The following is a 14,004-nucleotide window of genomic DNA, read 5'->3' on the forward strand; positions in this document are numbered from 1 at the left end:
TCGCCTTAGGAATGGAGAACTAAAACTATGACTAATTTAAGTTGGATATTTTATAAAGAAATTCCAGTACCGCATGATGTTCAGGAATTATTAATTAATGGTGAAGTAGCAGAACGAGCATTTAGAACCGTTCGTGATGTGGCGATTTTTACCAATAAGCGATTGATTGTTAAGGATGTTCAAGGCTTAACTGGAAGTAAGGTGGAGATTTATTCTTTACCATATAGTTCTGTTCATATGTGGTCTACTGAAAATGCCGGAATGTTAGATTTTACTTCAGAAGTAGAATTATGGACAAGGGCAGGTAATATTAAGATTCAATTGAAGAGAGATATTAATATTCGTACCTTTGAACGTTTACTCGCTGAGTATATTTTGTAAAATAATTTACCGTGGATACATGTTGTCCACGGTATTTTCATTTAAAAGAACATAAGCGTCTTTTGCAAAGAGATACTCAGATATTTTGGACGTTTTTATAAACTTAAAAATCCTTTTCTTGTCTATAAAAAATGTTATAACATATGAAACACTTACAGGCTTAAAAATAAATTAAAAAATTTATTAAAAAAGTAAGCTAAAAGTTTGCAATTTCCTTTGAAATTGTATACGATATCACTTGTAGATGAGAATCATTCTTATTTATTATGAAAACATAGGAGGCTAACATACATGAAAGTTGTAGTAGTTGGATGTACTCATGCGGGTACTGCTGCAGTAAAAACAATTTTAAATGATAACCCAGGAGCACAAGTCGTAGTATATGAAAGAAATGACAATGTATCTTTCTTATCATGCGGTATTGCGTTATACGTTGGAGGAGTTGTTAAAGACCCTCAAGGCTTATTCTATTCTAGTCCAGAAGAATTAGCTTCATTAGGAGCAGAAGTTCATATGGAACACGATGTAACAAGCATCGATACAAAAGGTAAATCTTTAACTGTTAAAGATTTAAAATCAGGAGAAGAAAAAACAGAAACTTTTGATAAATTAGTTTTAACAACTGGTTCTTGGCCAATTCTTCCTCCAATTCCAGGACGTGAGTTAGAAAACGTTCAATTATGTAAAAACTATAACCAAGCTAAAGAAATCTTTGCTAAGAAAACTGACAAGAAGAAAATCGTTGTTGTCGGTGGTGGATACATTGGTATCGAATTAGTAGAAGCATTTGCTTTAGAAGGTAAAGAAGTAACATTAGTTGACGGTTTAGACCGTATCTTAAACAAATACTTAGACCCAGAATTCACTGATATCTTAGAAGAAGACTTACGTGAACGTGGTGTACAAGTTCGCTTAAACGAAATGGTTAAATCATTCGAAGGCGAAAACGGAGTTGTAAACAAAGTTGTAACTTCTGGTGGCGAATACGAAGCTGACATGGTTATCCTATGTGTAGGTTTCCGTCCAAATAACGACTTAGTTAAAGACCAATTAGAAACAATGCCTAACGGTGCTATCATCGTTAACGACTACATGGAAACATCTGTTAAAGATGTATTCGCAGCTGGAGATAGCTGTGCTGTTAACTACAATCCTAACGGAGGACACGCATACATTCCATTAGCAACAAACGCTGTACGTATGGGTGCTTTAGTTGGTAAAAACATTAACGGACACAAAGTTAAATACCGTGGAACACAATCTACATCAGGATTACACTTATTCGGATGGAACATTGGTTCAACAGGTGTAAACGTAGGTAGCGCACCTCACTTTGGTTTAGATGTGCGTTCTGTATACGTGGTAGATAACCACCGTCCAGAATTCATGCCAACATACGAAAAAATCTACATGAAATTAGTTTACGAAGTAGGTACAAACCGTATCGTAGGTGGACAAGTAATGTCTAAATACGACTGTACAGCTTCTGCAAACACATTGTCATTAGCAATCCAAAACAAAATGACAATCGAAGACTTAGCATACGTAGACTTCTTCTTCCAACCAGTATTCGACCGTCCATGGAACTACTTAAACATCTTAGGACAAGCTGCAGTAGAACAAGAACGTGTATTAGCTGAAGGCAAATAATTTAATTAAAAGATGAAACAAAAACGACAAGTATCTAAACGACACTTGTCGTTTTTTGCGTTTCTTACCCCTGACAAATCGGTTGTTTGAAAATAGAAAAAAATTTATAGTAGCAGAAAAGACATAACCGCCCTTCACATTAAGGAGAGTGAACAGAAACAGAAAAAATTTTCATCGTAGCAATAATATAAGCCACAGCAACAGTGGCTTATATTATTAGGAAAAATTGAGACCAAGGCTCAATTTTTAGCCATGAAACCCGAATGGGTTTGCTGGCGTCCGGCTACAATAAAAATTATTTTCTGTTTCTATTCACGAGTATTCTCTAAAAAAAGAATTAAGGTAACAATTGAATTAGCATTTCTGTTCGTTTCTATGTTACAATAAGTACGTTATATTCCATCAGAATATAGAACTCAGACATTAGATACAATAACAGAAAAGGAGTTACCAATGAAAAGGAAAATTATGTACGACGAACAAGATTCCCGTATCGATTACGGAATCATCCTACCCGTCTTATTACTAGCACTAATCAGCATAGCGACACTATTATCAACCACCTATATCCAAGTAGCACACGGATCCCTCAGAACCGTCTTCATGCAATTTGCTTGGTACGTAGTCGGCACAATCGCTATTATCGTTATCATGCAATTTGACTCAGAACAACTATGGAAACTAACCACCCTGAGTTACATCATAGGACTTATACTCCTAGTAGCCGTCCTATTCCTCTACGATAGAGGAACCGCAGCCGCAACCGGTGCGAAAAGTTGGTTCAGAATCGCAAGCTTCTCATTCCAACCATCCGAAATCGTAAAAATCTTCTACATCTTGATGCTCGCAAAAGTAGCGACCCATCATAACATGTTAACGAAGTACCGTACAAAAAGTACCGACTGGTATTTATTCGGAAAACTAATCGCATATGCATTACCAGCGTTATTACTCGTTATCCTACAAAACGACTTAGGAACAACTTTAGTATTCTTAATGATTCTAGGCGGCGTTATGATTATGTCAGGAATTAGCTGGAAAATCTTATTACCATTAATTTTAACAGCCATTTTAATCGGTTCATTACTCATCTACCTTGTAGTGTATAACCGACAATTATTATTAAATATTGGATTCAAAAATTATCAATTCGGCCGTATCGATTCATGGTTAGATCCATATCGTGACCAAGGTGGAGCAGGATTCCAATTATTCCAAAGCTTGAAAGCTATCGGTTCAGGGAAAATGTTCGGTAAAGGATATGGACACTCAGAAGTTTACGTTCCTGTTCGTGAATCAGACTTAATTTTTGCGACAATCGGTGAAAACTTCGGATTCCTAGGAGGAACATTCTTAATTACCGTGTATTTCATTTTAATTTATCAAATGATTCGTGTATGTTTTGATACAAAAAATGAGTTTTATTCTTATATTGCAACGGGAGTAATTATGATGATTTTATTCCACGTTGTAGAAAATATCGGAATGACAATTGGGTTATTACCATTAACAGGGATTCCATTACCATTCATTTCTCAAGGGGGATCTTCTCTATTAGGAAATATGATGGGGATTGGGTTAATGATGTCGATGAGATACCACTTCAAGAGTAATATTTTTGGAGAAGATGAGGATCCATTTAACCAACAAACAAGACAACAACAACAACTACCAGAAGAATTTTTAAAAGCAAGAGCGTAAGGGAGAACAAACATGATTATTTATAGCCATCCAAAATGTACAACTTGTAAGAAAGCCTTAAAATGGTTAGAGCTACACAATATTCCATTTGAAGTAAAAGATATTCGTGAAGATCATCCAACTTCAGAAGAATTACAAGTCTTATTTGAAAGAAGTGCATTACCACTAACAAAAGTATTCAACACTAGTGGAGAATTATATCGTAAATTGGGATTAAAAGATGTCATTAAAACAATGGAAACTTCTAAAGCGATGGAATTATTAGCCAGTGATGGAATGTTAATTAAACGACCATTATTAGTATCAGATGAAGCAGTGTTTTTCGGGTTTAAAGAAGAACAATATGAACAATTATTGAAAGGTGAATCAAATGATTAAATATAGTGAAAATGGATTATGGATTAAACAAGAGGACAACCGTTATACAGTAGGCATTTCTCCAAAAGGTCAAGATGATATTGGAGATGTTAGTTTTGTAGAATTATTTAACCAAGAAAATTTAACAATAGAAGATTCATTTATGAGTGTGGAAGCAGCAAAAGCTGTTACAGAATTTGTCAGTCCATTATCAGGAAAAGTAGTTGCTTGGCATACAGAATTAGAAGATAATCCTGAAATGTTAAACCAAGTGGATACAGCTGTGAACTGGATTTATACATTAGAAGAAGTGGATGAAGCAGCATTTGCGAGCTTATTAGATAAAGATTTACCAATCGTTTGTGAGAAGAAAGAAGGGTGTGAAAACTAGAATGCAAGTACAAATGATTTCAGCAGAAACTTTTGAACAACGTCAAGAAAGTTTTGAGTGTGCCAATTTTTTACAAACAAGACAAATGGCAGAAGTTCATGAGCAACGTAGTGTATTTGAAGAAGTATTCTTTATTGCTTGGACAGAAGGCGACGAATGGATTGCGCAAGGTTTAGTAGGAATCCGTAGACGTTTTAGATTTTTCAAAGAAGCCGTAATGATTCAAGGTCCATTATTTGAAGAAGATAAAATTGCCCAACTTCCTCAAATGTTAGAAAGTTTAGAAGAATTCTTGAAAGAACAAGGCATTGCCAGAGTAGAAATGAATCCATATATGATGAATAAAGTGATTAATGAATCTTTAGAAGTCGTAGAAGAGTGTCGTTATCCAGAATTATTAGCGAATTTTGAAAAAGCTGGATATGACCGTTTCTTAGATTTAGATGGTCGAGCAGTTATGGGGCAATTGTTTAGAAAAGACTTATCAGAATATGAAGATAGCGAAGCGATTTATAAAGATTATTCGAATTCATTAAAACGTGACTTACGTAAAGCGGTAGAATCTCATATTACGATTCGTGAATTAGAATTAGATGATTTAGAAATTTTCTACTCTATTTTAAGTGAAACTTCTGTTAGAAAAGGATTCCGAGTACAAGATTTCAGTTATTTCCAACAAATGAAAGAAGCTTTCCAAGGTAAAGTGAAATACATGGTTGCTTTCTTAGATGTTGAAGCTTATAAAGCTTATTATCATGAAAGAATTGAATTCTTTACGAATCGAGTGGAAGAGTTGGAAAAAGAATTAGCAGTCCGTGAAGAAGAAGGAAAACATGTGAAGAAAACACGTGGATTGATTACAGATGCAAAAGATCAATTAGCGAGTTATCAAAAACGTAAAAAGACTTTTGAAGCATTAGATATTCATAATCCTATGTTAGCTTTATCAGGATACTTATTTATGTGTTATGGGGATGAAGTGATTTCAGTATTTGGTGGTTCTCATGAAGAATACTTAAACTTTGGAGGTTCAAGCTTATTGAACTGGGAAATGATGAAATATGCGAAAGACAATGGATTTAAGTATTATAATTTCTATGGAACGATTGAAACGAACCAAGCGAACCAAAATGAAGGAAACTTTAACTTCAAACGTCAATTTGGAGGAAGACTCGTACAACCAGTCGGTAACTTCACAAAAACACTAAGTCCAGTATTAGGGTTTATTGCGAAATTTAAGAAGATATAACAATCTACAGAAATAGCCTTTTCTGTGAAGTAGCAAAAAGGACGGTAGCAGCCTTGCTTTGAAAGTCTCATACCTAAAATTCGAGCCAAGGTCTCGAATTTTCCAGTAACAAAAGCCACTTTTTAGTGGCTTTTATTACTTTTGCTACGGAGAAAAGTCTATTTCTTCCGATTTTAGTGTATGCAAAAAGAGAAAACGTGTGAGACAGTTGACTGCCATTCGTTTTCTCTTTATTTGCGTCCTAAATACTACATGTTAGAAAAGTCTGTTCTCCTTAATGTAACGTACAAAATGGTTGAACAATTCTTGCATTTCGTCGTAATCGTTCACCATTGTTTCTGGATGCCCTTGTATAGCAAGAACATATTGTCCTTCTTCATTTGATTCAAAAGCTTCGATTAATCCATCTGAACTCCAAGCAACAGCTTTGAAGTTAGGAGCAAGTTCTTTAACCGCTTGATGATGATACGAATTAATCGCTGTTTTTGTTCCAAATATTTTAGATAATTCACTACCTTCTGCTATTTCAATCGTATGAGTAGCAGTAGAAGGCATTGTTTTTTGAACATGTAAAATCGTTGATTCTGGATATTGCGATTGAATGTCTTGATACAAAGTACCTCCAAAAGCAACATTTAAAATTTGAATACCTCTACAGATGGCAAGAATTGGTTTACGTTGACGATAAGCTTCTTCAATTAGCGCAAGTTCATACGCATCTCTTACTGGATAAGTTCTTCCTAAGTTAATATGAGGTTCTTCTCCATATAAAAGAGGTGAAACATCTTGCCCTCCTGATAAAACTAATGCGTCAACTCTTGAAATATATTCGTGAGCTGTTTCTTGAGAAACAATCGGTAAGATTACTGGAATGGCTTTTGCTTTTTCTAAACCAGTAACAAATCCGTTAGGTGCATAAGATAGGATATAGGTATCATGTTCAGTATTATCTTGACGATGATTCCCTGAAATTCCTATTAAAGGATATTGTTGCATCTATTTTTCCCCTTTCGCATTGTAAGTAGTTTATATGATACTCCATTTTCATGAAAATGAAAAGTTTTTTATGTGAAAATAAGTGAAAAACTTACAATAGAAGATATGAATTCGAAACGTTATCTTTTGATAATCGTTCTCATTTAAGATAAAATATTAATAATGTGACAGATAAAAAATTCTGTTATATCATTGAGGATTTATTTTGAAAGGGGCTTAATAATGGCAACATTAGAAATTAAAAATTTACATGTGTCAATTGAAGATAAAGAAATTTTAAAAGGTGTGAATTTAACCATCAATACTGGAGAAATTCATGCAGTCATGGGACCGAATGGAACAGGAAAATCAACTCTTTCTGCAGCGATTATGGGACATCCAAGTTATGAAGTAACAGAAGGAGAAATCTTATTAGATGGAGAAAACGTTCTTGAAATGGAAGTAGATGAACGTGCTCGTGCAGGTCTATTTTTAGCAATGCAATATCCAAGTGAAATTGCCGGCGTAACAAATGCAGAATTTATGCGTTCAGCTATCAATGCTCGTCGTGATGAAGACAATAAAATGGGTGTTCGTGAGTTCATCAAAAAATTAGATGAAAAAATGGCGATTTTAGATATGCCAGAAGAAATGGCAGAACGTTACTTGAATGAAGGATTCTCTGGTGGAGAAAAGAAACGTAATGAAATTCTTCAATTAATGATGATTGAGCCAAGTTTTGCTATTTTAGATGAAATTGACTCAGGGTTAGATATTGATGCGCTTAAAGTTGTTTCTCGTGGTGTTAATGCTATGCGTGGGGAAAACTTTGGATCATTAATTATTACTCACTATCAACGTTTATTAAACTATATTGAACCAGATGTTGTTCATATTATGATGGACGGACGTGTTGTAATGACTGGAGATGCTGCATTAGCAAAACGTCTAGAAGCAGAAGGATATAAAGGAATTAGTGAAGAATTAGGAATTTCTTTAGAACATCAAGAATAGGAGAAAGAGAATGGCAGAGAAATTAACCGTATCACCAGAACAACTGACTTCATTCTCACTTCTAAAGAATGAACCAGATTGGTTTTTAGACATTCGTTTAAAAGCATTGGAATTAGCGAAACAATTACCATTACCATTTATTGAGCGTGTAAAATTCCATCGCTGGAATTTATTCCAAAGTGAAATTGGAGAAGCAAACTCACTCATTACAGAATTAGAAAAAGACATTCCAAGTGCAGTAGGAAGTGCAAAAATTGTTCAATTAGGAGCAGTTTCTTACTGGGAAGAGATGAATGTTGAAACAGCGATGCAAGATGTATTAGTAATGGATTTATTTGAAGCATTACAACAATATCCAGAATTAGTGAAACCATACTATATGACAAAAGCTGTACCAGTGGATGAAGATAGCTTAACAGCATATCATGCAGCAATGGTTAATTCAGGAATTTTCATTTATGTTCCTAAAAATGTTGTTTTAGAAGACATTATTGAATCTCATTTTGTACAAAATAATACAATAGACGAAGCATTTGTTAAACACGTATTAATTGTTGCAGAAGAAAATAGTTCACTCTCTTATGTGGAACGTTTCGAAAGTATTGGAGATTGTAAAAATACTGCGAATATTATTGTAGAAGTGATTGCAAAAGAAGGTGCAAAAGTTCATTTTGCAGCAGTTGATACATTAGGACAACCAACGGATGCCTACATTAACCGCCGTGGTTATTTAGAAAAAGATGCGACTATTGAATGGGCATTAGGGATTATGAATGACGGAAATGTAATCGCAGACTTTGATAGTGAATTACGTGGAGTAGGTTCTACTGCAAAAGTAAATGTGGTTGCTATTTCAACTGGTAAACAAGTTCAAGGAATTGATACAAGAGTGACAAACTATGCAAACCACTCAGTGGGACATATTTTACAACATGGAGTTATTCTTGATAAATCAACGTTAACATTTAACGGAATTGGACATATTATTAAAGGAGCAAAATTCGCAGATGCACAACAAGAGAGCCGTGTATTAATGCTTTCTGAAGGCGGACGTGGAGATGCAAACCCAATTTTATTAATTGATGAAAATGAAGTAACAGCAGGACATGCGGCAAGTGTAGGACAAGTGGATGACGAACAATTATTCTACTTAACAAGCCGTGGAATTAGTCAAGCAGAAGCGAAACGTTTAGTAATTCGTGGATTCTTAGGTTCTGTTATTAGTGCAATTCCAGCACAAAATACACAAAAAGAATTAGTAGAAATGATTGATCAAAAGTTGGCGAAAAATGATGAACAGTAATGACATTCGAAAAGATTTTCCAATTTTAACTAGAACCGTTAATGATGAACCATTAGTGTATTTGGATAATGCTGCTACAACGCAAAAGCCTGAAAGTGTGATTCGTTGTATAGAAGAGTATTATCGAAATTATAATGCCAATATTCATCGTGGCGTGCATACACTCGCTCAACTAGCAACTGATGCCTATGAAGCGAGTCGTCAAAAAGTGCAAACATTTATTAATGCTTCTTCGATAAAGGAAGTATTGTTTACAAGAGGGACAACGACTGGAATCAATTGGGTGGCGCAAGGTTTTGCCAAATATCGCCTGCATGAAGGAGACGAGATTTGGATTAGTAAAACGGAGCATCATTCTAATTTTGTTCCATGGCAACAATTAGCACTTCAAACAGGAGCTAGTTTAAACTTCCTTCCATTAACCGAGGAAGGGGAGCTAGATTTACAAGCTACAAAAGAAGTGTTGACTCATCAAGCAAAAATCGTTTCAATTGCTCATGCTTCAAATGTGTTAGGAACCATTCAGCCAATTAAAGAATTAGCACAAATCGTCCATGAAGTTGGAGGAGTATTAGTTGTTGATGGAGCTCAAGCAGCACCGCATATGAAAATCGATGTACAAGACTTAGATTGTGATTTTTATGCGTTTAGTGGTCATAAAATGTTAGCTCCAACAGGTATTGGTGTCTTATATGGGAAGCAAGCACTATTAGAAGAAATGCAACCCATTGAATTTGGTGGGGAAATGATTGATTTCGTGTATGATACAGAAAGTACATGGAATGAACTTCCATGGAAATTTGAAGCAGGCACGCCTAATATTGCCGGTGGAATAGCACTAGGAGCAGCGATTGATTATTTAGAACAAATTGGTATGGATCACATTCATGCTCATGAACAACAATTAGTAGCGTATGTTTATGACCAATTAACAAAAATGGAAGGTGTGACCGTCCATGGTCCAACGGATGTTTCAAGAAGAAGTGGCGTCATTTCATTTACAATGGATGGCGTTCACCCTCACGATTTAGCAACTGCCTTAGATATGGAAGGAGTCGCAATTCGTGCAGGACATCATTGTGCGCAACCATTAATGAGAGATTTATGCGTTTCTTCAACTGCCCGTGTTAGTTTTTATATTTATAATACAATGGAAGAAGCTGAATTTTTCATAGAAGCATTACAAAAAGTAAAGGAGTTTTTCTCAGATGGCTTTATCTAAATTAGATCAATTATATCGTCAAGTGATTTTAGACCATTCGAATTTTCCTCGTCATAAAGGGATTCAAACTGAAAAAAAAGCTGAAGTTATCGAGTTGAATAATCCGACTTGTGGCGATGTATTACAGTTACAATTAGAATTATCAGACGATGGTCATATTACAAGTGCTCGCTTTGATGGACAAGGTTGTTCGATTAGTATGGCAAGTGCCAGTATGATGTGTGTTATTTTAGAAGGAAAAACTTTACCAGAAGCTTTGGAATTAGCAGAAGATTTTTCAAAATTAGTGCAAGGACAAAGTGTGAATGAAGATCGATTAGAAGATGCTGCCTTACTAAGTGGAGTTTCTAAATTCCCTGCACGTATTAAATGTGCAACCTTAGCATGGAAAGCATTAGAAAAAGCAGTTGAACAGAAAAACAAGAAAGGAATTTAAAAATGAGTGGAGTTCCAGAATTAGAAGATTACAAGTATGGCTTTCATGAAGATGTAACGCCCGTATTTGATAGTGGAGTTGGATTAAGCGAAGAAGTCGTTCGTACAATTTCAAAAATGAAAAACGAACCAGAATGGATGCTTGAATTCCGACTAAAATCTTTAAAAGCATTTGAAAAAATGCCAATGCAAACATGGGGAGCAGATTTATCAGATATTGATTTTGATGCGATTACCTATTTCAAACGTGCGAGTGATAAACCAGCTCGTTCTTGGGATGATGTTCCTGAGAAAATCAAAGATACATTTGAAAAAATTGGGATTCCAGAAGCAGAACGTGCTTATTTAGCAGGGGCATCTGCACAGTTTGAGTCAGAAGTTGTGTATCACAATATGAAAGAAGAATTCGATAAACTAGGAATTGTCTTCACCGATACAGACTCAGCATTAAAAGAATACCCAGAATTATTCGAAAAATATTTTGCAAAATTAGTACCACCAACAGACAATAAATTAGCAGCATTAAACTCAGCAGTATGGTCAGGAGGAACGTTTATTTACGTACCAAAAGGCGTAAAATGTGATGTTCCACTTCAAACGTACTTCCGTATTAATGACCAAAATATGGGACAATTTGAACGTACATTAATTATTGTAGATGAAGGGGCAAGCGTACACTATGTAGAAGGATGTACAGCACCAACATACTCATCAAACAGCTTACACGCTGCGATTGTAGAAATCTTCGTAGAAGAAGGTGGATACTGCCGTTATACAACGATTCAAAACTGGTCTGATAATGTCTACAATCTTGTAACTAAACGTGCTCGTGCAGCAGCTCATGGAACAGTTGAATGGATCGATGGAAACTTAGGAGCAAAAACAACAATGAAATATCCTTCTGTATTTTTAGAAGGACCTTATGCAAAAGGGACAATGTTATCAATTGCCTTTGCTGGAGAAGGTCAACACCAAGATACAGGAGCAAAAATGATTCATAATGCACCTCATACTTCTAGTTCGATTGTTTCAAAATCAATCGCAAAAGATGGTGGTGTCGTAAACTATCGTGGACAAGTAACCTTTAGTAAGAAATCTGATTATTCTATTTCTCATATCGAATGTGACACGATTATTATGGATGATTTATCAAAATCAGATACAATTCCATTTAACGAAATTCATAATGATAAAGTCGCTTTAGAACATGAAGCAAAAGTATCAAAAATTTCTGAAGAACAATTATTCTACTTAATGAGTAGAGGAATTAGTGAATCTGAAGCAACAGAGATGATTGTCATGGGATTCGTTGAACCATTTACAAAAGAACTTCCAATGGAATATGCAGTTGAATTAAACCGATTAATTGCTTATGAGATGGAGGGTAGTGTGGGATAAAACCCTAGCAAGTGCTAGAAACGTTGATATAACAACGTTTTTAGGCTTGCTTTTTTGTTTGTTTTTTGAATTTTGTCATAGATTTTGTCATAGATTGCTAAAATCCTAAATGTTTTGCAAAATTCTATTGAAAAAAATAAAATCTGGTCTTATTATTTAGGTGTAAAAGATATGAGTAATGAAACATAGGATTTGACAATAGAGCAATTTACTTGTAGAATATGTTTATTATTAATGGGGGGACGTAGTGACGTCCAAAAAAGGCTACAAGTGAAAACTTGTAGCCTTTTTGTGTTAGGAGGGTATATGAAAAAGCCATTTAGAACTTTAGAAGAACAAATTGAAATTCTTAAAAATAGAGGGTTGGATATAAGAGACGAAAATTTCTCTAAATTAATTTTACATCGGTATAGTTATTATGACATCGTCAATGGATATAAGTCTTATTTTATAGATAAAAATTTAGAAGAGGAAACATTTTTATCAGGAGTTACACTTGAAGATTTATTCTCTTTATATTTATTTGATTCTAATCTTAGAGATTTAACGTTAAGTACAATTCAAAAAATTGAACATGTGTTAAGAAGTATTACTTCCTATAGAATTGCAGAATCTTATGGTTCTGAAGAAGTAAACTATTTGTGTCGTGAAAATTATAATTTAGGTCATAAGTTTGATAAAAATATGAATTAGATAAATTGTTTTATAAATTTGAAAAGATATTACAGGATGATATTCATCCTTATAAACATTATAGAGAAAAATATAAAAACTGTCCTCCTTGGATTTTATTAAAAGGTACTAGTTTAGGAAATCTCATTGTATTTATTAGATTGCAAAAGAAAGAAATAAAAGAAAAGATTATAGCAGATTTTTTTCTAAGAGATATTAATGAAATTACTGAAAAAGAAAAAAATTTTTTTATGGATTCATTATATTTGATATTAGAGTTTAGAAATAGAGCAGCCCATGGTAATAGAATTTATAATTTTAAACCACAAAGAAGAAAAATTAATTTTGTAAAATATATTCATGAAAGAATAGGCATAAATGAAGAAATGTATGCCTCAGGAATAGGGAGTAATGATTGGAATGCAATTATAGTATTTTTATCCTTTATTCAAGATGATACGCTTTCCATATTTTTAGAAAAACTTGTTCATTGTCTTAATAGAATGGATGTAAAATCTGACTTTAGTAAAAATGTTGTGAGACATGGAATGGGATTATTAGATACAATGATTGGAGAAACTGAAACAACTCTCGAAAGAACATAAATATATTATCCGAAATGACTCTTGTTGAGAATAATAGTTTACTAATTTTTGTTTAATGTAAATTGAGGTAAAATTGATATTGTCGCTATGTAACTATAATATATAAGAATGTTATAAAGGAGAACAAATGAAAGCACTAATTGTATTAGATTGTCAAAAAGGCATGTTAGAACGTGGAAATTTTGACGAGTTAAGAAAAAACATTTTAACATTACAAAACATTTTTAAGCAAAATGGAGATATTATTATTAATACGAGACATATTGATAATGATGAAAATAGCATTATTTACAATGGAAATGAAAGTGGAAGTTTAGATGAAGAATTGTCAGTTTTAGCAGACTATATTATTGAAAAAGAAAGTCCAAATATTTTTCAATGTAAAGATTTGACGGAGATTTTATTGAAGCATCAAATTAAAGAAGTTGTGATTACAGGATTAAATGCGGAATATTGTTGTTTATTTTCTGCTATTATTGCTTCAGATAGAGGTTATAAAGTAACTTATATTGAAGATGCAACTGCCAGTGTGAATAATGGGGAAACGTATGAAATGAAGGATTTAGATATTGTTGACTTCATTGGTTGTATATTAGATTGGTCAGGGCAAGTAGAAGTATTGTACCTTGATGAATTTGAAAAATAAAAAAA

Annotated in this window: 15 protein-coding genes; 14 read left to right on the top strand and 1 reads right to left on the bottom strand. The window is 33.9% G+C overall.

Features of this window, described 5'->3' with window-relative positions; genetic code table 11:
* Positions 1-27: 27 nt before the first annotated feature.
* The 6 genes from HMPREF0446_RS02835 (at position 28) to HMPREF0446_RS02860 (ending at position 5,729) form a co-directional block, all read left to right on the top strand.
* Positions 28-381 carry a PH domain-containing protein gene (locus HMPREF0446_RS02835; RefSeq protein ID WP_006702919.1) on the top strand — a complete coding sequence of 118 codons (354 nt, stop codon included), beginning with the start codon at positions 28-30 and terminating at the stop codon, positions 379-381.
* A 291-nt stretch (positions 382-672) separates the two neighbouring features.
* Positions 673-2,031 carry an FAD-dependent oxidoreductase gene (locus tag HMPREF0446_RS02840; RefSeq protein ID WP_006702918.1) on the top strand — a complete coding sequence of 453 codons (1,359 nt, stop codon included), beginning with the start codon at positions 673-675 and terminating at the stop codon, positions 2,029-2,031.
* 453 nt (positions 2,032-2,484) lie between these two features.
* Positions 2,485-3,732, top strand: a complete 1,248-nt coding sequence (locus HMPREF0446_RS02845; RefSeq protein ID WP_020991312.1) for an FtsW/RodA/SpoVE family cell cycle protein — start codon at positions 2,485-2,487, stop codon at positions 3,730-3,732.
* Positions 3,733-3,744: 12 nt separating this feature from the next.
* Entirely contained in the window at positions 3,745-4,110 is a 366-nt protein-coding gene (locus HMPREF0446_RS02850) for an arsenate reductase family protein (RefSeq protein WP_006702916.1), read from the top strand.
* On the top strand, positions 4,103-4,480 hold the full coding sequence (locus HMPREF0446_RS02855; protein ID WP_006702915.1) for a glycine cleavage system protein H: 378 nt from the start codon (positions 4,103-4,105) through the stop codon (positions 4,478-4,480). Before HMPREF0446_RS02850 ends, HMPREF0446_RS02855 begins: the two co-directional genes overlap by 8 nt.
* Complete coding sequence (locus HMPREF0446_RS02860) at positions 4,470-5,729, top strand: lipid II:glycine glycyltransferase FemX (RefSeq protein WP_156902310.1); 1,260 nt, start codon at positions 4,470-4,472, stop codon at positions 5,727-5,729. Before HMPREF0446_RS02855 ends, HMPREF0446_RS02860 begins: the two co-directional genes overlap by 11 nt.
* Before the next feature lie 255 nt (positions 5,730-5,984).
* On the opposite strand, the gene HMPREF0446_RS02865 is transcribed toward HMPREF0446_RS02860, so the two are convergent.
* On the bottom strand, positions 5,985-6,725 hold the full coding sequence (locus tag HMPREF0446_RS02865; RefSeq protein ID WP_006702913.1) for a gamma-glutamyl-gamma-aminobutyrate hydrolase family protein: 741 nt from the start codon (positions 6,723-6,725) through the stop codon (positions 5,985-5,987).
* Positions 6,726-6,947: 222 nt separating this feature from the next.
* Between HMPREF0446_RS02865 and sufC the strand changes: the two genes are divergently transcribed.
* From sufC to HMPREF0446_RS02905, 8 genes are all read left to right on the top strand, one after another.
* A complete protein-coding gene (sufC, locus tag HMPREF0446_RS02870; protein WP_006702912.1) occupies positions 6,948-7,718 on the top strand; it encodes a Fe-S cluster assembly ATPase SufC in 771 nt (256 codons plus the stop codon).
* A 10-nt stretch (positions 7,719-7,728) separates the two neighbouring features.
* Positions 7,729-9,021, top strand: a complete 1,293-nt coding sequence (gene sufD, locus HMPREF0446_RS02875; RefSeq protein ID WP_006702911.1) for a Fe-S cluster assembly protein SufD — start codon at positions 7,729-7,731, stop codon at positions 9,019-9,021.
* Positions 9,008-10,243: a cysteine desulfurase gene (locus HMPREF0446_RS02880; protein ID WP_040507478.1), complete on the top strand. Its 1,236-nt coding sequence runs from the start codon at positions 9,008-9,010 to the stop codon at positions 10,241-10,243. Before sufD ends, HMPREF0446_RS02880 begins: the two co-directional genes overlap by 14 nt.
* A complete protein-coding gene (gene sufU, locus HMPREF0446_RS02885) occupies positions 10,230-10,679 on the top strand; it encodes a Fe-S cluster assembly sulfur transfer protein SufU (RefSeq protein WP_006702909.1) in 450 nt (149 codons plus the stop codon). The genes HMPREF0446_RS02880 and sufU overlap by 14 nt, the downstream gene beginning before the upstream one ends.
* A gap of 2 nt (positions 10,680-10,681) precedes the next feature.
* A complete protein-coding gene (gene sufB / locus HMPREF0446_RS02890) occupies positions 10,682-12,076 on the top strand; it encodes a Fe-S cluster assembly protein SufB (protein ID WP_006702908.1) in 1,395 nt (464 codons plus the stop codon).
* 306 nt (positions 12,077-12,382) lie between these two features.
* Positions 12,383-12,769 (top strand): Abi family protein, encoded by a 387-nt coding sequence (locus tag HMPREF0446_RS08775; RefSeq protein ID WP_040507480.1) that lies wholly within the window; start codon positions 12,383-12,385, stop codon positions 12,767-12,769.
* A gap of 5 nt (positions 12,770-12,774) precedes the next feature.
* Positions 12,775-13,353 carry an Abi family protein gene (locus HMPREF0446_RS08780; protein WP_006702907.1) on the top strand — a complete coding sequence of 193 codons (579 nt, stop codon included), beginning with the start codon at positions 12,775-12,777 and terminating at the stop codon, positions 13,351-13,353.
* A 127-nt stretch (positions 13,354-13,480) separates the two neighbouring features.
* Positions 13,481-13,999 (top strand): cysteine hydrolase family protein, encoded by a 519-nt coding sequence (locus HMPREF0446_RS02905; RefSeq protein ID WP_006702906.1) that lies wholly within the window; start codon positions 13,481-13,483, stop codon positions 13,997-13,999.
* Positions 14,000-14,004: the final 5 nt, after the last annotated feature.

Source organism: Granulicatella elegans ATCC 700633 (genome assembly GCF_000162475.2).
Classification (GTDB): domain Bacteria; phylum Bacillota; class Bacilli; order Lactobacillales; family Aerococcaceae; genus Granulicatella; species Granulicatella elegans.

What these genes read in the sequence shown, in the direction of transcription:
- HMPREF0446_RS02835 (WP_006702919.1), top strand. Translation starts at nt 28, where the DNA reads ATGACTAATTTAAGTTGGATATTTTATAAAGAAATTCCAGTACCGCAT.
- HMPREF0446_RS02840 (WP_006702918.1), top strand. Translation starts at nt 673, where the DNA reads ATGAAAGTTGTAGTAGTTGGATGTACTCATGCGGGTACTGCTGCAGTA.
- HMPREF0446_RS02845 (WP_020991312.1), top strand. Translation starts at nt 2,485, where the DNA reads ATGAAAAGGAAAATTATGTACGACGAACAAGATTCCCGTATCGATTAC.
- HMPREF0446_RS02850 (WP_006702916.1), top strand. Translation starts at nt 3,745, where the DNA reads ATGATTATTTATAGCCATCCAAAATGTACAACTTGTAAGAAAGCCTTA.
- HMPREF0446_RS02855 (WP_006702915.1), top strand. Translation starts at nt 4,103, where the DNA reads ATGATTAAATATAGTGAAAATGGATTATGGATTAAACAAGAGGACAAC.
- HMPREF0446_RS02865 (WP_006702913.1), bottom strand. Translation starts at nt 6,725, where the DNA reads ATGCAACAATATCCTTTAATAGGAATTTCAGGGAATCATCGTCAAGAT.
- sufC (WP_006702912.1), top strand. Translation starts at nt 6,948, where the DNA reads ATGGCAACATTAGAAATTAAAAATTTACATGTGTCAATTGAAGATAAA.
- sufD (WP_006702911.1), top strand. Translation starts at nt 7,729, where the DNA reads ATGGCAGAGAAATTAACCGTATCACCAGAACAACTGACTTCATTCTCA.
- HMPREF0446_RS02880 (WP_040507478.1), top strand. Translation starts at nt 9,008, where the DNA reads ATGATGAACAGTAATGACATTCGAAAAGATTTTCCAATTTTAACTAGA.
- sufU (WP_006702909.1), top strand. Translation starts at nt 10,230, where the DNA reads ATGGCTTTATCTAAATTAGATCAATTATATCGTCAAGTGATTTTAGAC.
- sufB (WP_006702908.1), top strand. Translation starts at nt 10,682, where the DNA reads ATGAGTGGAGTTCCAGAATTAGAAGATTACAAGTATGGCTTTCATGAA.
- HMPREF0446_RS08775 (WP_040507480.1), top strand. Translation starts at nt 12,383, where the DNA reads ATGAAAAAGCCATTTAGAACTTTAGAAGAACAAATTGAAATTCTTAAA.
- HMPREF0446_RS02905 (WP_006702906.1), top strand. Translation starts at nt 13,481, where the DNA reads ATGAAAGCACTAATTGTATTAGATTGTCAAAAAGGCATGTTAGAACGT.